The sequence below is a fragment of the Methanosphaera sp. ISO3-F5 genome (genome assembly GCF_034480035.2).
Taxonomy (GTDB): Archaea; Methanobacteriota; Methanobacteria; order Methanobacteriales; family Methanobacteriaceae; genus Methanosphaera.
In genome coordinates this window covers 1,716,875-1,738,248 of sequence record NZ_CP118753.2, presented here as the reverse complement: position 1 = coordinate 1,738,248, position 21,374 = coordinate 1,716,875, and the positions used below count along the sequence as shown (strand labels likewise).

Below are 21,374 nucleotides of genomic sequence, written 5' to 3'. Positions count from 1 at the left end.
TTAAAATTGGGAGTAATTATATTTTTAAGATTTGGTATTGTAAGTGAGGTTTTATGGTTTCATATAATACGTTATTATAAAATGTACCATATTTTATGAAAGTTTATATGATTATTTTTATGAAATATATAAATATAATATACAATATAACTATAATTTGTAAAAATTATTTGGAGTGGTGAAAAAACTAGAACAAACATGAAAACGGAAAAGAAAATACCAGAACATAAAATAACAATAGCACTGGAAAACCTTGAAAAAGAGGACACACAGGTACAGAAAATATTTGACAAACTAGAAAACAGAACAAACACGTTCCTAAGCATAAGTTTAGGAATATTCTCGTTACAAGTAACATTATTAACAAACACTATACTAAATATTATCCAAGAATACATTCAACAAGAAAATGTTATGATGATACTTTTAGTACTGTTTATGGCAAACATCCTCTTAAACATTAATGCTATACTGAATTTTAGACGATCATCCAAAATATCCGAAAAAATATATACCCAAGGAGTGATGTTAAAAGAATTACTTTTTGGAAATTTCAGTGAAGAAGAATATGTTAAAGAAAAATTTTTCAATTATCAAAATTATATTATGGAAAATGAGAAGAAAATTAATTATAAAAAAGGATATATAATTAAAGGGTTAAACAGTATATTAATAAGTATGATACTGTTAATTATTATTTTAATAATTATATTTGTTTTTATATAAGGGTGATGTTATGTTAGATGAGAAAGAATGGAAAACATTCATTAACGGCGATTTAGATGGAATTCCAATAAAAGTCTATGACATAAATGAATACACAATTGATGTTTCTGATGATCCCGATTTTGATTTTTCACAAAAACTGGGAATAACTGACTATTTGTATCTTGATACTGGGATTGATTTGCGAAGATTAAAAAGGTTAAATCCTAAAAATCATGTGATATTCTAGTAACTATCATATTTCATACAATAATCATTTACATTTAGTTAGCATCACTTGAAATTAATAGTAATCATTGACAATAAAAGGGAAAGTTAAAAAGGGAGTTTGTTTAATTTATATTTTGAACTATGAAAGTTCTATGTTGTGAGTTTTTACTGTAATGTTTTTGTGAGAAGGACACTGTGACATTGTTTCTTCCTTGGACTTCTGCATTAAATGTGTATTTATATTCTCCCTTTTTGTTTGTTTTTAATGGTATTTTTTCTCCGTTTAATTCTAAAGTTATTTGTTTGTTCTTTAATGCTTTGTTGTTTCCATCTTTTAATATTCCCTTAATCACTACTTTTTCTTTCGCTTTTTTTGGTGTTATTTTGTTTAATGTTAATTTTGTAGGCATTGATGATGTGGTGAATGTTGTCTTTAATGTATAATCCTGGTAATATTTATTGCCCTGGTAATTTATTAGCAGTTTATTCTTACCTGACTTTGTTGTTTTAATGCTGAGATTAAAGAGTCCCTTGTGATCAGTTTTAATTGTGTACTGTTTTTTATCAACTGTTATTTTGAATTTTAGATTTTTGATTGTTTTGTTATTGTTATCTGTGACTTTTCCTGTGATGCTTGTATTCATGGAGTAATGTACTCTTGTTATTGGATTTAGTTTGATTTTGAGTGTTTTTTTGGTTACTGTGAATGTTCTGTGTTGTATGTTTTTAGTGTAGTGTTTTTTTGAAAATGATGCTGTTATATTGTTTTTTCCGAGTGTTTCTGCTTTTATTGTGTGTTTGTATATTCCTTTGTTGTTTGTTTTTATGGTTATTTTTTTATTGTTGATTTGTAGTGTTATTGGCTGTTTTTTGATTGTTTGGTTGTGGGCGTTTTTTAAGGTTCCTGTTATTATAATTTTTTCTCCGACTTTTTTTGGTGTTATCTTGTTTAATGTTAATTGTGTGGGCATGTTTGATGCTGTGAATGTTGTTTTTAATGTATAATTCTGGTAATTCTTATTGCCAGGGTAGCTTATTGATAGATTATTTTTACCGGACTGGGTAGTTTTGATACTGAGATTAAATAATCCTTTGTCATCACTTTTTACTGTGTATTCTTTTTTATTGATTTTTATGTTTAGGTTTATGTGTTTTAGTGGTGTTGATTTTTTGTCTGTTACTTTTCCTGTGATGCTTGTATTCATTGAGTAATGTACTCTTGTTATTGGATTTAGTTTGATTTTTAGTTGGTTTTTGTTTACATTGAATATTCTCTTGTTTTCTGATTTTGTAATATATTCATCTCCATGATATGATGCTGTGATATTGTTTTGTCCTATTGTTTTAACCTCATAATTTAGGGTATATTTTCCATCGTTTCCTGTTGTGGTTGTAGTGTTTTCATTATTGATGTTGATGTTTATTTTTGCATTGCTTAATGGGTTGTTGGATGATATTAGTTTGCCTGTAATTTGTATCTTGTCGTTGTATGTTTTTGTTGGTATGTAGTCTATTATGATTTTGCTATGTTTTTTTGTTGTGTTGAAGGTTGTTGTTTTGATTGTTGAGTAGTATGTGTAATTTCCATTGTATTCTGCTGTTATATTGTTTTGTTGGATATTTGTTATCTTATATTCATGGTTGAATCTTCCGTTTTTGTTTGTTGTGCAGTTTACTGTTTGATTGTTTATTGTGATTTTTATTTTAGCATTTGCTATTGTGTTGTTTCCTGTTATCAGCACTCCTCTTATAGTTGCTGTGTTGTTGTATTCTGTGTTTTTTATGGGTTCTATGAATAGTACTGTTTTAAGTTTATTTACTTTGAATGTTTTTGTTGTGTTGGATGCTAGTCTTGCATTGTCTCCCTGGTATGAAACTGTTATTATATGGTCCGAATCATCTGTTATTTTGTACTTGTAGTGGTATATTCCATTTTGGTCTGTTTGTAGGGGTATTGTTTTGTTGTTTATTTTTAGATTTATTTTTGTGTCGGGTTGTACTTTTCCGGCTGCTACTAGTTTTCCTGTTATGTTTGTTATGTTGCCATAATAGTTGATTGCCCTTACATTCATTGTTAGGTTGGTTGTTTTTTTGATTATGTTGAAGTGTCCGTGTTTTTCGAGTTCTTTGTATACGTTTGTTCCATGGTAATATATGTCTACATTGTATGATTTTTCTTCTTCTGGAATGAAGGTATATGAGTATATTCCCTTATTGTTTGTAGTTACTTCATGTATTTCATCGTTTAAGTGAATTTCTATTTTCATATTTTCTAGCATTGATTCTCTGTAGCTTAATTTTCCCCCAATATTTATATGTGTGCCTACATATTCTGTTTTGACCTCATTATAGCTTAGCAGGGGTGTTCTTTGAATGGCGTTGAAGGTTATGCTTGTTGATGCTGGCATGAATTCTTCATTTCCTTCATAGTATATGTTGAATGTGTGTGATCCCTTTGATGGTACTTTGTATTTTAATGAATATTTATCCAGGTTTACTGTTGTGTTTAGTAGAACGTTTCCGTCAGTTATGAATAGTGTTGAACCGTTCAGGCTTTTTTCTGATCGTATTGTGCCATTGAATGTAATATATTCTCCAACATATGTGGATAGTATTTTATCTGTGCGGATTGTTGGTTTTATCCGGGTATCCTCATTGGTAGAGTCAGAGGTTTTAGTTGTAGAAGTAATACTAGTACTATCTTTACATATTTCTTGTGTGTTTGTTTTCAGTACTTTATTATTTTCCGTTCCTGTTGTGTGTGATATCTGATTATCTTCTTCTTGTATTGTTGTGTTTGTTGAGTCGTTAGCTGTTACTATTGTCATGGTTAAAAGAAAAGTAATCAACACTATTGTGAAAAAGAGGTATTTCTTATTTATCCCCATTAATATCCGTCCCCATTAGTATATGATTTTAATTGTCTATAGTGTATAGTTTATTTCTTTGATAATATAATCATTCTTTCTATTAAAATTATGACTCTAAAAAATATGTCCTACCATAATTTTTTTTAGAGCATCTATGTAACATTACACAAAAATACTAAAATATTAAAATACAAATATAATAATATTCTATTTTAAATTAAATTATAAAAATATTGGATAACTGATTAAAATGAACATTTAACAAACAATAACATAATAGAAATATTAATCTAATCCCCAAGAAGTTAAAATATCCAATAAAAGAATAATAATCATTATAATAACTATTACTAATAATTTCTAGGAGAACATATAATATGAGTGAAGTATCATCAAAGGAAATGTATGAAGTGAAGAAAACACTTAAAGAACTAGAAAACAAGAAAGGAAGAGGAACAGAACTAGTAAGTGTATACATACCACCTGACAAACAGATAAGTGATGTCAGAAAACAGATGGTTGATGAAATAGGACAAAGTAGTAACATTAAAAGTAAAACTACCAAGAAAAACGTTCAGTCCGCTATAGAAGTAATCATACAGAGACTTAAATTATTCCCGACCGCTCCGCCAAAAGGGCTTGTAATGTTCGTTGGAATGATTCCAAGAGGCGGACCTGGTACTGAGAAGATGGAAACATATGTTTTTGAACCACCGGAAACTGTGCAGACATACATTTACCATTGTGACAGTCAATTCTTTATTGACCCTTTAAAACAGATTATTGAGTATAAGGAAGTGTATGGTGCTGTAGTGCTTGACCGTAAAGAAGCAACAATTGCTACAGTACGTGGTAAACGTATTGATATTTTGAAAACATTGACTAGTGGTGTGCCTGGTAAACATAAGGCTGGGGGTCAGTCACAGAGAAGGTTTGATCGTGTAATTGAATTGGCTGCTCATGAATTCCTTAAGCGTATAGGAAGATATGTTGATGAAGCTTACCTGCCACTCAAGGATGAACTTAAGGGTGTGCTTATTGGTGGACCCGGACATACAAAAAATGATTTCGTGGAAGGAGATTACCTACACTATGAAATAAAAGATAAGGTTATCAACATAGTGGACACTTCCTACACCGGAGACTTCGGTATAAGAGAAGTGCTTGATGAATCATCAGATACACTTGAAGAAATGGACATCATGAAAGAGAAAAAGCTTATGAGAAAATTCCTCACAGGACTGATATCAGAAAGTGGACTGTCAACATACGGAGAACAAGAAGTAAGACAAAACCTGCAGATGGGAGCAGTAGAAACACTACTCATATCAGAAAATCTTAAAACAAACAGACAAACATACCAATGCCCAGCATGTCAAACACTTGAAGTAATCACAACAAAACACCTGCAGAAAGCACCAGAAAAGAAATGTCCTAAATGTGGTGAAACAATGAAAATCATCAAAACAGAAGAGACAGCAGAAGAACTAATAGGCTTAGCAGAAGAAGTGAAAACAGACGTTGAAGTAATCAGTATAGAAACAGAAGAAGGAACACAATTAGACAGAGCATTCGGTGGAATAGCTGGAATTCTCAGATACAAAGTAAAATAAACTCCCCCATCATCCCCCCCCATATTTTGTTTTAGAAAAGAATTAATAAGTTCTTATTTTATTTTACAATAATTATATAGAAGATTATTTTTTATAATAAAAATTAATAATAAATTAGTTTTAAAATTAGTTAAAATGATTAGCGCCGAGAATGGGATTCGAACCCATGCGGGCGACTGCCCACCGGATCTCAAGTCCGGCTCATTACCTGGCTTTGATATCTCGGCCTATAATAAAAAAAAGATTAATACTATAAATCTATTACTATATAAGTTAGTAATAGCATATATAGTTTTTGTATTTAAGCTTTAAGTTCTATTTCGATACTTACATTATCAGGAACATTTACTTTCATAACTTGTCTCATAGCTCTTTCATCAGCTTCTATGCCGATAAGACGTTTATGAATTCTAAGTTCCCATTTTTCCCATGTTGCTTTACCTTCACCATCTGGACTTTTTCTTGTAGGTACTACTAATTTTTTAGTTGGTAAAGGAATAGGACCTGATAAGTCGACTCCAGTTCTTTCTGCTATTTTTTTAAGCTGGTTACATACGTCAGCAATTTTATCTGGGTCTGTACCTGTTAATTTTATTCTTGCTTTATTCATTAAATGCTCTCCCTAGTAAATAATTTATTATAATCGACAAATAACAATTTTATATTCAAATATCACATGACTTATGACATTGCATGTATAGTAAATATTGTTAAAATTAGTTATTATGAGTCGAAATAAAAAAAAATTGTAAATAAGTAAATACTAGTTTACTTATTTTGCGACGGTAATGTCTATACACATACCTGCTGCTACGGTTTGACCCATATCACGGATAGCGAATCTTCCCATGTGAGGAATTTCTTTGATTTTTTCAATTACCATAGGTTTTGTTGGTTTAATGGTAACGAGTGCTGCATCTCCGGTTTTGAGGAAGTCAGGGTTTTCTTCTTTAGGTTGACCAGTTGCAGGGTCTAATTTTACATCTAATGATAAGAATGTACAAGCTACTTGTGATGTGTGTGCGTGGAATACAGGTGTGTATCCAACTGTGATTACACCAGGGTGTTGTAATACAACAATTTGTGCTTTGAATTCTTTTGCTACACTAGGTGGGTTTTTGGTTGTTCCTGCTACGTCTCCACGTTTAATATCGTTTTTACCTACACCTCTTACGTTGAATCCAACGTTGTCTCCAGGTTCTGCTTTAGGTAATACTTCGTGGTGCATTTCGATAGATTTTACTTCTCCAGTTACTCCTGCTGGTTCGAATGCAACTGTTTCTGCTGCGTTTAATACACCAGTTTCTACTCTTCCTACAGGTACTGTACCTACACCAGTGATGGAGTATACATCTTGAATAGGTAATCTTAATGGTAAGTCGATTGGTTTATCTGGTTCTTTTAAGGAATCTAATTCTTGTACTAATGTGTTTCCTTTGTACCAGGATGTGTTGGATGATTTTTCGGTTATGTTGTCTCCTTCAAATGCACTTAATGGGATGAAAGGTACATCTGCTGGGTTGAATCCAACTGTTTTGATTAAGTTTCCTACTTCTTCTTTGAGTTCGTTGTATTTGTCTTCGGAGTAGTCTACTAAGTCCATTTTGTTAATTGCAATAATTAATTGGTTTATACCTAATGTTCTTGATAAGAAGATGTGTTCTTTGGTTTGAGGCATGATACCGTCGTTTGCTGCAACTACGAGAACTGCTGCGTCTGCTTGTGATGCTCCTGTGATCATGTTTTTAACGAAGTCACGGTGACCTGGGCAGTCTACTACAGTGTATTCGTATTTTTGTGTTTCGAATTTTTCGTGAGCAAGGTCGATGGTTACTCCTCTTTCTCTTTCTTCTCCGAGTTTATCCATAACAAATCTGAATTTGTCTTCCCCTTGGTCTAATTGTTGTTCTGCGATTGCACCTGATAATAATAAAAGGTGTCCTACTAATGTTGATTTTCCGTGGTCTACGTGACCAATAAATGCTAAGTTCATGTGAGTTTTATCTTTTGCCATTATATTTCCTCCATATATAAAACATGTATTTGAATATAATTGATAAATCAAGTACTATTTTTTTATTAATAGTGTGATTTATCTGTGTTAGCAAGCCGATTGCTAGAATTATTTATTCTAGAGTGCGTCCTCTAACATTGTAATAAAGAAATATATTGTACTACGAGTAGTACTACAAAGAAATATAACAGGGAACATGTTATATTCCCTTGTAAGTAACATATTTCTTCTTTATTATCTTTAATTACATACACTACTTTTCTTGATAAAAGATAGTGCTATTTAATAATCTATATTATAGTAATTATACTATATATTTGTTATCATATATATACTTTAGGTGTGTAAAATAAAGGGTGGTGTCAAGATGTGTGGGTATTTTAACATCATTTCAGTAAATCGCATTTCTCTCATCCCATCGCTTTAATTTTAAGTTAAATCTTGATAAAAATCCTTTTATAGTTTTATAACATTTTTTCACATGCTTTGGAGCAAGATCTTCAAATATTCTTTCTATGATATTGCTTGTGCTTTCGATTTTTGCATTTTCAAGGAAATATGTTAAGTTTTTAAAATACGGTGCTAATTTTTCATTAATTATGTATTGAATAACTTCGGGAAAGTAATTTATTTTCTTTTTCAAGTTTTTTACGATTTTTGCTACTTCTGTTTGAGTTTTTACATCATATATTTCATATAATTCTGGTAAAAACTTTTTATATTCTTTTATTTTTTCTTCAGGGAGATTGTTATCTTTAACATATTTTCTGATAATTCTATTGTTATTTTGTTTAAAATGGAATTTACAAAATTGATGTTTAAATCCTAAAGCATTGATGGGAGACATGTATTCGGGTTTTAAGTCTGTTGTAATGGCTTTTCGTTCTTGATTTGATGTGGCTTCTTTGAGAAATTTTAGTACTTCTTCTTCTGTTTCATGTTCAACAACTTTATAAGCTACAATAGTATCATGACACACATCAACTAATGCTAATAAAAACACGTATTTATCACTGATTTCTTTTATTTTTATCCATAAAGCATCAAATGCATAATATCCTGAATATTCTTTAATATTTGGATTAAAATGAATATGATAATCGACTAAGATGTCTTGAATTTCTTGATGGGATATCTTAATTCCATGAACTTTTTCAAAGAATTCTCTGATTTTTCTGACACTTGTGAAGTCAATTGAGTAAATTGTTTCTACAATGTCTAATACTTCATTTGATACTGTAAAATTAGGTCTTACAATAGAAGAAATATCTGCTGAAAAATCGTTTCCACAATGTTTACATTTGTATCGTTTAATTTTACAATCAACAAGACCATAATCCATTAATAATATTCCTCTAGAGTAATATCCTTTTTCATTTATATCTTTAGAATAACATTCAGGACAATAAACATGTTTCTGTTTTAAATGATACGTATCATTAAGTTTAAAGACCGTTAAATTGGAATTTAATTTTTCAATTTTATCTTCTATATATTCTTTTCGGCTACATTGCTTAGGTAGTTCATCAAAATAATCGTCAAGTTTATATTGTTTGTCGTCATAATTATTAATAGGAGAGGTATTTTGGGATTTCATAATATAATATCTCTCCTTTTTACTATATAAACCTAATTATCACTTATTTTTTGAAGCACGCCCACAAGGGGCGATAAAAAACAAATTTATAACATCAAATTTAACTTCATACTTTTGTAACTATATTGTAATATGAAATTCATACCCACAAGTGTTGACACTATCAAATAAAGTCATAATAAAAAAAGTAGTCATATAGAAAAATATATATCTAATAAAACTGAAATTTTTATATACAATGTTTATTAATAATAATAAACAAATAAAAAAATAATTATAAATTTGAGGAAATAATGAAAAATAAACAAAAATTAAATTACAAAAAAGAATATATCAATAAAGGCTTAAATAATATAATCATTAGTTTAAGTTTACTAGTAATTATTACATTAATATTATTATTAAAAATAGGACTTTGGTGATAATATGACATTCGAATCTGATGATATGACTGAAGAAGAAAAAATAGAATGGCAACGATTCATTGATGGATATTATGATGGAATTCCAATAGATTATGAATCTATCAAAGATTGTCATTATGATTTATCAGATGATCCTGATTTTGATTTCTCACAAAAATTAGGAATAACCGATTACTTATACTTAGACATAGGATTAGATATCAGATGGTTGAAAAGATATAATCCTAAAGGGCATGTAATATTTTAGAAAAAATCATACATTATTCTAAAAAACATATAATTACTTATTTTTCAGAGAGATAGAAATATTTACAGAACTAGTTTAATTAATTGGAGTTTATTATAAGAAAAAAAGTATACATGAAGGGTGTATACTTATCCTAAGTAGTGGTCTGGTCCGTATGGTTCTGGACTTAAACCTTTTCTTTCACGTATTTCTTTTACGATCTGGTTTTGTAATTCTCTAGGAATTCTTTCAAATCCTGAGTTTTCTGTTGACCAGATACAACGTCCTTCTGCTGCTGAACGTATGTCACCTGCAAATCCGAACATTTCTGCTACAGGTACTTTGGATTCAACTGTTGCCATGTCTCCTTCTTGACCCATTTCAACAATTTGTCCTCTTCTGTTTTGTATTTCACGTGTTGCTGCTCCCATGTAGTCTTGTGGTACACTTATGAATACTTTTTGCATTGGTTCCATGAGTGTTGGTTGAGCAAGCATTGTTGCACCGTAGATAGCTTTTCTGATTGCTGGTAAGATCTGTGCAGGTCCTCTGTGTACTGCGTCTTCGTGGAGTTTTGCGTCCATGAGGTTGATTCTTATTCCCATTGATTTTTCGTTTGCGAGTGGTCCGCTTTCAAGTGCTGATTCAAATCCTTCGAGGAGTAATTCTTTGATTTCTGCTAAGTATTGGATACCACGGGTTTGGTTTACGAAGATACAGTTTTTGTATACATCCCATACACGTTTTGCTTCGTCTTTGTCCATTCCTGCTTCTTGGAATGCTTTTGCTTCTTCTTTACCTTTTACTCTTCCTTCTTTGATTTCGCCTTCATTGATTGCGTTCATTAATCCTTCGCTTAATGGTTCGATGTCAATGTAGAATCTGTTGTGTTTGTTTGGTGATTTACCTTCTACGTTTGTTGCGGTTCCGGCTATGGTTTCTCTGTATACAACGATTGGTTCGGATGTTTCTACTTCTACTCCTTTATCGTTGATTCTGTAAATCATAACTTCTAGGTGTAATTCACCCATACCTGCGAGTAAGTGTTCACCGGTTTCTTCGTTGATTTCTACTCTGAGTGTTGGGTCTTCTTTGCTTACTTGTCTTAGTACTTCGATAAGTTTTGGTAAGTCTTTTGTGTTTTTAGCTTCTACTGCTACTGTTACTACTGGTTCTGAGATGTGTTCTAGGCTTTCGAATGGTGCTATGTTGTGGCCTGCATCGGTGATTGTTTCCCCTGCTACTGCTCCTCTTGCACCTGTAATTGCTACGATGTTTCCTGCTGGTACTGCGTCGGTGTTGATTCTTTCAGGACCCATATATACTCCTACTTGTTGGGTTCTTGCTTTGCTCATTGAACCTACGAAGAATATTTCTGATCCTTTTTCGATTGATCCACCGTATACACGTCCTGTTGCGATTTCTCCTGCGTGTTTGTCGATACTTACGTCGGTTACCATTACTGCTAGTGGACTGGTTGAGTCTGTGTTTATCATACCTTGTCCTTCTACACTTTCGATGTCTCCAGACCATACTTTAGGGATCCTGTATTCTTGTGCTACTTTTGGACTTGGTAAGTGTTCTACTACCATACCGAGGATAACTTCTTCGATTTTTATTTTTTGTGCTAGTTCTTTTTGGTTGTCTTCGTTACAGTATTGTACGATGTCTTTGAATGTGATTCCTGTTTTTTGCATGTGTGGTACGTTGATACCCCAGTTGTGGTATGCTGAACCGAATGCTACGGATCCATCCATGATGTCTACTTTCCAGTCGTCTTTGAATTGTTCTGGTGCCATGTTTTTGATGAGTTTGTTTACTCCGTTGATGATTTTGAGGAATCTGTTTTGTAGTTCTGCATCGTCGAGTTTGAGTTCGTTGATGAGTCTGTCTACTTTGTTGATGAAGAGTACTGGTTTTACATTTTCTTTTAATGCTTGTCTTAGTACTGTTTCTGTTTGTGGCATGATTCCTTCTACTGCACATACTACTACTACTGCACCGTCTACTGCTCTCATTGCACGGGTTACGTCTCCTCCGAAGTCTACGTGTCCTGGGGTATCGATGAGGTTGATGAGGTATTCTTGGTCTTCGTATGTGTGTACCATTGATACGTTTGCTGCATCGATGGTGATTCCTCTGTCTTGTTCTTGTTCATCGAAGTCTAGTAGTCTTTGGTCTCCTGCTAGGTCTGCAGATATCATACCAGCACCTGCTAGTAGGTTGTCTGATAGTGTTGTTTTTCCGTGGTCGATGTGAGCTACTATACCTATGTTTCTGATGTAGTCTGGCTCGTACATTAATTCTTTGATTTTGTTTACCATTTGATCTCGTCGACTCAAATATATCACCTAATTATTAATTAATATAATTTTTTTTTTATTTTGTTTTTATTTTGTTTTTCAATATCTATTTTTGTTGTGAAAAAGGTGGGGTTGGGAGTAGTGGATCTAGTGTGCGGATCTTGCTACTCTTTCTTTTTCTTCTTTTTTCTGTAGTGCGTAGCTTCTTGAATCTTCTTCTGATGCGAGGAGTAGTTCGTCTGCTAGGCATTGTGCTACGGATTTTGTGTTTTTGAATGCTGATTGCATTGCACCTTGTGTTAGGAATCCGAGTGATAGGTCTACTCTTCTTTGTGGTGCTATGTCTACAGCTATTTGGTATCCTATTCCACCGTATTTGATACGTGTGGTTTCTTCTCTAGGTGCTGTGTTTTCTACAGCTTTTACTAAAACTTGTACAGGGTTTTCGTTTGTTTTTTTGTTGATTATTTCTAAAGCTTCTTCTACTATAGAATATGCTTTGTTCTTTTTACCACTGTTTCTTTCGGTTCTCATTATTTTGTTCATGAGTCTTTCTACGATTGATACTTTTGATTTTGCGAATTGTCTTTTTACGTGTCTTCCCATTGTGTGTGGTACAACAATTTCGTCTAAGCATACGTAGTTTTGTAGTCCCATGTCTTCTACTGTAACTTCTGTTACATCCCATTTGTCGAATAATTTGAAGCTCATTTAATTAAATCTCCTTTATTAACTAATTACTTATCGTACTGGTTTTTCTATTTTTCCACTTACCATTTCTGATAAAGCTACGTTGTTTACTTTTGTAACTTTCCATCTTACTCCAGGAATGTCTCCCATGGACCTACCTGATGGTCCTCCGATTCCTTCAATCATTACTTCATCGTGTTCGTCGATGAATCCGATTGCGCCGTCTCCTGGTGCAAATGCAGTAATTTGTTTTCCGTTTTTAATTAATTGAACTCTTACACATTTTCTGATTGCAGAGTTAGGCTGTTTTGCTTCGATACCTACTTTTTCTATTACGATTCCTCTTGCTTGAGGTGATCCTTCTAGTGGGTCTGCTTTTACGTTTAATCCGAGGGTTTTACGTTTGTATTGTGTGTCTTTCCATCGGAAGTTTTGTCTGTTATCTTTTAATTTTTTTGCTGCGTATAATCCTGGCAAATTTATTCCTCCATTTATACTTAATTTATATCTATTCTAAGTTTTCTAAATCAGTACATGTACATTGTTACACGATGAATAATGTAACCTGCAGTACCGATTAAATATTATGAATTTCACGTGAAATTATTCACATACTTATCATTATAGTTTTTAGTATTAACTGAGTTTCTTATAGAATTTAGGAATAGAACATGACTTCTATAATTTCCTAAATGTTTAATCATAAACATGGTTATTTTATGATAATATTACTAATTTCAAATTGTCTTTTAGCAAATTGTCTGGCTCGCCGAATATTATGCCCATTCTTACCGATAGCATTACGTTTATCCTTTGAGTCGACATCCAAGGTAGCGATTTTATTACCATTAGCATCAGTAGAAAATTCTATTGAATTAACAGTAGCTGAAGATAATAAATTTTTTATAAATTCGCCGGGATCGTCGGAGTGTTCAATAATTTCAACACTCTTATCGACAGATTTTTGCATCTTACCAATAGTACTTCCACGTTTTCCTATTGCTAATCCCATATCTCCTTTTTTTACCAAAAAAGTTACTTTATTATGTTCGTCATCAACAATGCAGTCCTTGACTGTAGCGTTTGTTATAGTTTCAAACAAACCAATATATCTGATCTCATTGATTGTAAACTTGACGGACATATTATCAATTTACTCCTTGAGCTCTAATATGTTAGAGTCTCCAGGTTCTTGTACAACTAGAACTGATACTGTGAAAGGTTTACCACAGATAGAACCAAGTTCTACACTAGAACCTTCAAATGTGTATACTGGTAATTCGGATAATTTAGCATAAGCTTCAACATCCTCTTTTAAAGTTTTTGGAGCATTTGCTGCTAATACAACTAATTCTCCATTACCAAGTTTTATTGCTTGGATTGATTTATTGGATCCTAATATAACCTTACCAGTGTCAACGGCTACACGTATCCCTCTTTCTATATCCATTAAGTGCCTCCTAATCTATTTTTTTCATATTTATACCAACAGACCCCGTACCATGAGGTATTGGTTGTCCAACAATAACATTCTCAATTATACCAGTGAGTTGGTCAGTTTCTCCACGAATACTAGCGTTAAGTAAATGTTTACCAGTTTCCTCAAATGCTGCACGAGCAAGAACACTGGATTTTTCACCACTAATACCATGTCTACCAATAGATTTAACAATACCATCAGCAGTCATCATATCAGCAACTAACATAATATGTCTAATATCTACACTAAGCCCCTGTTCCTCCATGGTCGTGTATAACTCATGAATAATAGCATTACGTGCTGCTTCAATACCAAGAACCTTTTCAATCTCAAATATATCATTGGTAGTAGTTTTAACAATATCTACACCAGGGATTTTGAGAATAGATCCGATATTAGAACCTTCGGTATGGATAACCCATTCATTGTGTTCATGACGGATAACAACCTTTCCAATACCTTTAACACCACTAATCTGAAGATCTCTGATTTTATCAGCAAGTAATCTTAATTCTCGAATACCTTGTTGAATTTTTTCTTCATCATTAGAAAATGTGGTTTCAAAACTCAGTAAATTATTATTTATTGTTACCTGTTTAAATGTTTTTTCAATTTCATCAGTAACTTCAGAAAGTTCAAGTCTTCTTTCATCAAGAATATCCATATCAATTTCTGCAGTAATAATGTTATCCATATAGTTAACATTGAAATTCTTAATAACATCATTCAAGGTAATTTTACCAATCGTATTACCCATTTTCCTAATGAATTCTTCATCATCCTTATACTCATCAGTAAAGTAAATGTCCATTGTAGGAGTGGAAATTTTCTTACGAGCATCCACAACCTCAATAAGACGAGGTAACCCTAGAGTTACGTTAAGTTCTACTACCCCTGCATAGTGGAAAGTACGCATGGTCATCTGAGTACCAGGTTCCCCTACGGACTGTGCGGCAATAGTACCAACAGACTCTCCAGGTTCTACTTCTTCACGTTCATAAGCTTCCTTAACACGAAGAACTAATTGTTTAAGTTCTTCATCAGTCACATTATTACGAATAGCAGCTTCAGTTATTTCCTCTACAAGTTTAATAGGAAAATAATCTGCACCAACTTCATTAACTATTGTTTGAACTTGTTCTACATCCATACTAACATTACTCCTATTTGCTTGCTTCAGAATTTTCCAGCCTCATCTCTTCGATGAGCCTGTCAAGGTTTGCTACTGCACCATAATCACTTTTTGCAGGGTTAATACCATCTTCACCATACTTGAATTGTATGATAGTACCCTTATTGTCACGTACAGTTCCGTCTTCATGTACACTAAGGTCATGTAAAGCATTTACAAGACGTCTCTGCATGTAACCACTCTGTGCTGTACGAATAGCAGTATCCACTAATCCTTCACGTCCTCCCATAGCGTGGAAGAAGAATTCCAGTGGATCTAATCCTTTCTTATAACTGCTGTGTACAAAACCACTAGCCTTACTACCTACATCCCCCTTATGGAAGTGTGGTAATGTCCTGTCAATGTAACCCCTATTAATACGTCCACCACGAACAGCCTGCTGTCCTACACAAGTAGCAATCTGTGTAAGGTTAAGCATGGATCCACGAGCACCAGTAAGTGCCATGATTACTGCACTGTTACTTGTTGTGAAGTAACGTTCCGCAATAACCCCAGTGTTATCCCTTGCTTCCCCGAGCACTTGCATGATTTTCATCTCAAGTGTTTCACGTAAGCTACGTCCAGGAAGAGCTTCAAGTTCATGATTTTCATATGCTTCAATAAGTTGTTCCACTTTCTTATCAGACCTTTCAAGTAATTCTGCAATCCTGTCCTCAGCCTCTTTAGGAATTTCCTCATCCGCTGTACCTGTAGTGAATCCTCTCTGCATTACACCACCAAATACTGCGAGTTTTGTTCCATGGTCAAGGAAGTAACGTGCATCACTAGGACTGAACTGTTTTACAATAGCATCCAAGATTTTTCCACTACCGGAACCGTATCCTTTATCATCAACTACACCCTGCAGTAATTCACCATTACTTATTACTACATATGCATCGTATTCACAGTCTCTCTGTTTACATTCTTCACATTTACGACAAATTTCTGCCTTATAAACAAGGTTTAGTCTGTCTGGAAGCAGTAAGCTGAAGATTTCTTTTCCAGTCCATGGTCTACCTTTTGCTTCAGGTAATTCCATTTTTGAACGTTTAATTATTTGGAAAGCCTTGTCTTCATCAAATACTGTGCTTTTATGTGTGAGCAGGTATGCTCCAGTAATATGGTCGTGTATTGCACCAATAATTGGTCCACCATAACGAGGTGAAAGAATATGTTCCTGTACCTTCATTATGTCGTTTGCTTCTGCACGTGCTTCAGGTGTCTGGAATACGTGCATGTTCATTTCGTCCCCATCAAAGTCTGCATTGTATGGAGGACATACACATAGGTTTAATCTGAATGTCTTGTATGGTAACACTCTTACCTCGTGTGCCATCATTGACATACGGTGAAGTGAAGGCTGACGGTTAAACAGCACAATATCTCCATCGATGATGTGTCTTTCCACTATGTATCCAGGTTCAAGGTTTTCTATGACTGTTTCCTTGGTTTCATCATATACTCTTATTTTACGTCCATCAGGTCGTATAATATAGTTTGCACCAGGGTGTACGTCAGGACCGTTCATGATGTATTCTTTCATCTTGTCAATGTTCCATTTTGTAACTGCTATTGGTACTGTTACTTCTTTTGCTATCATTTCAGGAACTCCTACCTCGTTGATACTGAGTGTAGGGTCTGGTGAAATTACTGTACGTGCTGAGAAGTTCACACGTTTACCTGCAAGGTTACTTCTGAAACGTCCTTCTTTTCCTTTAAGCCTTTGTGCAAGTGTTTTAAGTGGCCTACCAGACCTGTGTCTTGCTGGTGGAACTCCACTAGCCTCGTTATCAAAGTATGTTGTTACATGGTATTGTAGTAATTCCCATAAGTCTTCAACGATGAGTTGTGGTGCACCTGCTTCCATGTTCTCTTTTAGTCTCTGGTTGATACGTAGGATGTCCACAAGTTTATGTGTAAGATCATCCTCTGATCTTTCACCAGTTTCTAGTGTGATTGATGGTCTTACCGTTACAGGTGGTACAGGCAGTACTGTTAAAACCATCCATTCAGGTCTTGCAACTTCTGGGTTAATACCAATATAAATGTAATCTTCTTCAGGTATTGTTTCAAGCCTTTCACGTACTTCACTTGCTGTTAGCTTATAGTTGCCCTCTACTAAGGAGATAGGTTTATCAATTTTAATTTCTTCCTGTTCTTCCTCACAGTATGGACATTTTTCTTTTTTAGCAGCTAAATGAATTTGTTTTAAGATTGATGATATGTCTTCACCATTATCTATCTTGTTTTGTAGCCTGTCATGGTATTCGAGTTTTTCAGTATCATTAAGTAAAACTCTTCCACATTTACGGCAGGTACTTCTTAAAATTTTGTGAATAGTATCAGCAAAACCTACATGTATTACTGGACGTGCAAAGTTTATGTGTCCGAAGTGACCTTGACAGTCCCCACCCTTAGAACCACATGTTCTGCATTTTAGTCCAGGGTCAATTACTCCAAGTCTAGGATCCATTAATCCAGCTTCTATTGGATAACCATCTTCATCATAGGTGTCTGGTGTTACTATTTTTGTTACAGACATTTTTCTGATAGTTTCTGGTGACATTAATCCAAAATCTATTTCAGATACTTTCTTTATTATACCTTTCAACTATTAATCCTCCCTTGAGTAATTATGCTTTATCTTCTAGTACTAAGTTTGGTGAAATACATAATGATTTCAATTCATCAAGTAATAATTTGAATGCGTATGAAATCTCGATTGGGAATGATTCTGTTTCTCCACAGATTGCACAGTAAGTTCTGTCTCTTATCTTATCACGTACTGCTAGTCTTCCACAGTCACCACATATGAGAGCTTCGTACTTATCTGATTCATCAAGTAATCTTTCTTTAAGTGCAAGTGCTGCTCCGTGTGCGATAAGACAGTCACGTTCCATTTCCCCAAATCTAAGTCCACCTTCTCTTGCTCTTCCTTCGGTAGGCTGACGTGTTAATACCTGTACTGGTCCACGACTTCTAGCGTATACTTTGTCACTAGTCATATGGTGAAGTTTCTGGTAGTATGCTACTCCTACAAAGATTTCTGCATTAAATCTTTCACCAGTTATACCATTGTATAATTGTTCACGTCCATGAGTTTCGAAGCCGTTTTCTTTAAGTAAACGTTTAATTTCTTCTTCTGGTACTCCAGTAAATGGTGTTCCATCCACACGTGTACCTTCCATACAACCTGCTTTACCAGCAAGCATCTCAATAATCTGTCCGATAGACATCCTTGATGGGATAGCATGTGGGTTTATCATTAGGTCAGGACACATTCCTTCCTCGTTGAAAGGCATGTTTTCCTGGGGTACTATAAGTCCAAGCACTCCTTTCTGTCCGTGACGTGATGCAAATTTATCCCCATATTCTGGTTGTCGGTGGTCACGTACTTTGACTTTTGCTAATTTACTTCCTTCTATGGTTTCTGTTAGCATTACCTTGTCAACTATACCATGTTCACCGTGTCTTACTGTTACACTGGTTTCACGTCTTCTTTCTGCTACTGTACCGAATTCATCAACATCTTCCAGGAATCTTGGTGGTGAAGTTTTACCAATCAGTACATCTCCACTTTCTACTGTTACTTCAGGGTTTATGAGTCCGTCTTCGTCAAGGTTTTTGTACACTTCTTCTGAACGGTATCCTCGTACCATGTTTTCAGGGTATTCGAAGTGGTCTTCTTGTCCACCAGGATATCTTCTTTCTGATGCTTCGTATGACCTGAAGAATGATGATCTACCCAGTCCTCTTTCTAGTGCTGCTTTGTTCATAACAAGAGCGTCTTCCATGTTACATCCCTGGTATGATAGAATTGCCACTACAAAGTTTTGACCGGATGGTCTTTTATCATATTCTGTTGATACCATACTTTTGGTTTTAACTACAGGCATTTGTGGCTGGTGTAAGAGGTGTGCTCTTGTATCAGTTCTTAGATTATAGTTGGATACGTATAATCCAAGTGCCTGTTTTGTCATACCTGCTTCCATTGTGTTTCTTGGTGAAGAGTTATGGTTAGCGTATGGAATAATTCCTGCACATATACCTAGCATTGTTGAAGGGTCTATTTCAAGGTGTGTATGTTCCTCTGTCAGGTCTTCTTCGAACATTGCGATGTATGCGTTTTCTTCTTCTTCTGCATCAATGTATTCTATGATACCTTCATGGATGAGGTCGAACCATTTCATTTTTCCTTCTGTAACTTTGTCGATGATGTCATCAGTTAGCATTGATTTACCATCTTCTACTATTACTACAGGTCTTCTTGCTCTTCCAGGATCTGTGAATATGAATATTTCATTATTTTCTTCATAGAATGTAATGTTTAATTCATGTGTTAACTCATTAGATCTTCTTTTAGCTTTAACCTCTTCAACAAATGCTTCTGGTTCTTCGGTTGTTCCGACTAATTTACCGTTTATATAAATTTTAACTGTTGCCATTATTAGTCTCCCATTTTTCTATTCTAAGTTATGATCTAATGGTGTTATATGATCTAATGCTTTAATATCTTTCTCAATATCTTTTAACGGATATCCTTCAGATATTTTTGTTACTATAGCCAGGTTTTTTACCAGCCCACAGTTTGGTCCTTCCGGTGTTTCGTTAGGACATATTTTTCCAAACTGTGTTGGATGTAAATCTCTTGCTTCAAAGTGAGGTTGACTTCTTGATAATGGGGATACTACACGTTTAAGGTGTGAAAGTGTTCCCATGTAACTTGTACGGTCAAGTAATTGACTGACCCCTGCTCGTCCACCTACCCAGTTACCAGTAGCTATTGCGTGTTTAATGTTTTCTGTGATTACATCACTTCTTACTGCTTGTTTAACGGATGGTTCTTTTCCACGTGAAAGGCTACGTTCTAGCTGATAAGTCATGTCACGGGTAAGGCTTGTGAAAGCTACTCTGAAAAGGTCTTCCATAAGGTCTCCGGATACTCTTAATCTTTTATTTGCGTAGTGGTCCTTATCGTGTGGTTCACGTTCTCCATTAATTACTTGTAAGAGCATTTCTGTCATTTCTGCAAGGTATACTGCTTTGTCGATACGGTCTTCAGGATCTACTCCTACGTGTGGTAAGAGGTAACGGTCAATAACGTCTTCTGCACGTTTAATCCTGTATTCCTCGGTCATACCTTTTGCTACTCTGTTACCAATGTATTTAACAGCATCATATTGTGTGTTAATACCAGTGGTCTGGATATCGTCAATTAAGAGGAATTGAGTGTTAATATCCTCGGATACACTGTTAACAAGATCCACATCTTTTTCAAATCCTAATGCCCTTAATAAAATTACGAGTGGTATTTCACCAGGAACATATGGGAATGATATTCTTAGGAATACTCCTTTTTTATGAGGTTTTCTGTATTCTAATGTGATTCTTGCACGGAACCCACTTTTTATTGAAGTAACAACAGCGCGTGCTCTACGGTCAGCTTTGTCTTTTTCACTTTGTTCAAGTATGATTTTGTTTGGAGCAATTTCCTCCATAGTTACTATTGCTCTTTCTGAACCGTTTACTATGAAGTATCCTCCAGGGTCCTGTGGATCTTCACCCACATTTTCTAATTCTTCATCGTTTAGTCCACAGAGGTGACATGCCTTTGATTTGAGCATGACAGGTAGTTCACCTATGTAAACTTTTTCCATTTCGTAATCTTCACTATCCCCTTTTACAAGAGCCATGTCAAGATACATATGAGCAGAATAATTAAGATTTCTTAATCTTGCTTCTGCAGGTTCAATGATACTTTTTGATCCATCTGCTTCTCTGATGTATGGTTTGACTATTTCAACATTTCCTGTCTTAATAGTGTATTCACCATGATCAAGTGTTATAGGTTCTGTTATGTCAACAATTTCCTGAATCTTATTATCTAGGAAATCATTGTATGAACGTATATGATGATCAACTATATCGTATTCATCAAAGAATGAATCAACCAATGACCATGCGTTTTTTGTCATATATCCATCTCCCTATTAAGAGAATTATTTCTTATTAATACTTACACACTATTTGATTAATAATATATTCT

17 protein-coding genes and 1 tRNA gene are annotated in these 21,374 nt (G+C 34.2%); 4 read left to right on the top strand and 14 right to left on the bottom strand.

What is annotated here, in order from left to right; genetic code table 11:
• The first annotated feature begins 198 nt into the window (after positions 1-198).
• Positions 199-726, top strand: coding sequence for a hypothetical protein (locus PXD04_RS19345; RefSeq protein WP_323736454.1), 528 nt, complete (start codon positions 199-201; stop codon positions 724-726).
• 10 nt (positions 727-736) lie between these two features.
• Entirely contained in the window at positions 737-955 is a 219-nt protein-coding gene (locus PXD04_RS19340; protein WP_323736453.1) for a hypothetical protein, read from the top strand.
• Between the two features lie 103 nt (positions 956-1,058).
• Here the strand turns inward: PXD04_RS19340 and PXD04_RS19335 are convergent, their stop codons facing one another.
• On the bottom strand, positions 1,059-3,824 hold the full coding sequence (locus PXD04_RS19335) for a hypothetical protein (RefSeq protein WP_323736452.1): 2,766 nt from the start codon (positions 3,822-3,824) through the stop codon (positions 1,059-1,061).
• Positions 3,825-4,183: 359 nt separating this feature from the next.
• On the opposite strand from PXD04_RS19335, the gene prf1 reads away from it, so the two are divergent.
• A complete protein-coding gene (gene prf1 / locus PXD04_RS19330) occupies positions 4,184-5,419 on the top strand; it encodes a peptide chain release factor aRF-1 (protein ID WP_323736451.1) in 1,236 nt (411 codons plus the stop codon).
• A gap of 143 nt (positions 5,420-5,562) precedes the next feature.
• On the opposite strand, the gene PXD04_RS19325 is transcribed toward prf1, so the two are convergent.
• The 4 genes from PXD04_RS19325 to PXD04_RS19310 all read right to left on the bottom strand — a co-directional run bounded on the left by PXD04_RS19325 (position 5,563) and on the right by PXD04_RS19310 (position 9,030).
• A tRNA-Ser gene (locus PXD04_RS19325) sits at positions 5,563-5,646 on the bottom strand.
• 74 nt (positions 5,647-5,720) lie between these two features.
• A complete protein-coding gene (gene rpsJ, locus PXD04_RS19320; RefSeq protein WP_323736450.1) occupies positions 5,721-6,029 on the bottom strand; it encodes a 30S ribosomal protein S10 in 309 nt (102 codons plus the stop codon).
• A gap of 162 nt (positions 6,030-6,191) precedes the next feature.
• On the bottom strand, positions 6,192-7,433 hold the full coding sequence (gene tuf / locus PXD04_RS19315; RefSeq protein ID WP_323736449.1) for a translation elongation factor EF-1 subunit alpha: 1,242 nt from the start codon (positions 7,431-7,433) through the stop codon (positions 6,192-6,194).
• 391 nt (positions 7,434-7,824) lie between these two features.
• Positions 7,825-9,030, bottom strand: coding sequence for a hypothetical protein (locus tag PXD04_RS19310; RefSeq protein WP_323736448.1), 1,206 nt, complete (start codon positions 9,028-9,030; stop codon positions 7,825-7,827).
• A 426-nt stretch (positions 9,031-9,456) separates the two neighbouring features.
• Here PXD04_RS19310 and PXD04_RS19305 point away from each other — a divergent pair, with 426 nt between their 5' ends.
• Positions 9,457-9,702: a hypothetical protein gene (locus PXD04_RS19305; protein WP_323736447.1), complete on the top strand. Its 246-nt coding sequence runs from the start codon at positions 9,457-9,459 to the stop codon at positions 9,700-9,702.
• Between the two features lie 128 nt (positions 9,703-9,830).
• On the opposite strand, the gene PXD04_RS19300 is transcribed toward PXD04_RS19305, so the two are convergent.
• The 9 genes from PXD04_RS19300 to PXD04_RS19260 all read right to left on the bottom strand — a co-directional run bounded on the left by PXD04_RS19300 (position 9,831) and on the right by PXD04_RS19260 (position 21,303).
• A complete protein-coding gene (locus PXD04_RS19300) occupies positions 9,831-12,023 on the bottom strand; it encodes an elongation factor EF-2 (RefSeq protein ID WP_323736446.1) in 2,193 nt (730 codons plus the stop codon).
• A gap of 108 nt (positions 12,024-12,131) precedes the next feature.
• Positions 12,132-12,695, bottom strand: coding sequence for a 30S ribosomal protein S7 (locus PXD04_RS19295; RefSeq protein ID WP_323736445.1), 564 nt, complete (start codon positions 12,693-12,695; stop codon positions 12,132-12,134).
• Positions 12,696-12,725: 30 nt separating this feature from the next.
• Positions 12,726-13,151: a 30S ribosomal protein S12 gene (locus PXD04_RS19290; protein ID WP_323736444.1), complete on the bottom strand. Its 426-nt coding sequence runs from the start codon at positions 13,149-13,151 to the stop codon at positions 12,726-12,728.
• A 235-nt stretch (positions 13,152-13,386) separates the two neighbouring features.
• Positions 13,387-13,818 (bottom strand): NusA-like transcription termination signal-binding factor, encoded by a 432-nt coding sequence (locus tag PXD04_RS19285; protein WP_323736443.1) that lies wholly within the window; start codon positions 13,816-13,818, stop codon positions 13,387-13,389.
• Positions 13,819-13,827: 9 nt separating this feature from the next.
• Positions 13,828-14,124, bottom strand: a complete 297-nt coding sequence (locus PXD04_RS19280; RefSeq protein WP_323736442.1) for a 50S ribosomal protein L30e — start codon at positions 14,122-14,124, stop codon at positions 13,828-13,830.
• A gap of 10 nt (positions 14,125-14,134) precedes the next feature.
• Positions 14,135-15,304: a DNA-directed RNA polymerase subunit A'' gene (gene rpoA2, locus PXD04_RS19275; RefSeq protein ID WP_323736441.1), complete on the bottom strand. Its 1,170-nt coding sequence runs from the start codon at positions 15,302-15,304 to the stop codon at positions 14,135-14,137.
• A gap of 13 nt (positions 15,305-15,317) precedes the next feature.
• Complete coding sequence (locus PXD04_RS19270; RefSeq protein ID WP_323736440.1) at positions 15,318-17,939, bottom strand: DNA-directed RNA polymerase subunit A'; 2,622 nt, start codon at positions 17,937-17,939, stop codon at positions 15,318-15,320.
• Between the two features lie 22 nt (positions 17,940-17,961).
• Positions 17,962-19,773 carry a DNA-directed RNA polymerase subunit B gene (rpoB, locus tag PXD04_RS19265; protein ID WP_323736439.1) on the bottom strand — a complete coding sequence of 604 codons (1,812 nt, stop codon included), beginning with the start codon at positions 19,771-19,773 and terminating at the stop codon, positions 17,962-17,964.
• Between the two features lie 18 nt (positions 19,774-19,791).
• Positions 19,792-21,303 (bottom strand): DNA-directed RNA polymerase subunit B'', encoded by a 1,512-nt coding sequence (locus PXD04_RS19260; RefSeq protein WP_323736438.1) that lies wholly within the window; start codon positions 21,301-21,303, stop codon positions 19,792-19,794.
• Positions 21,304-21,374: the final 71 nt, after the last annotated feature.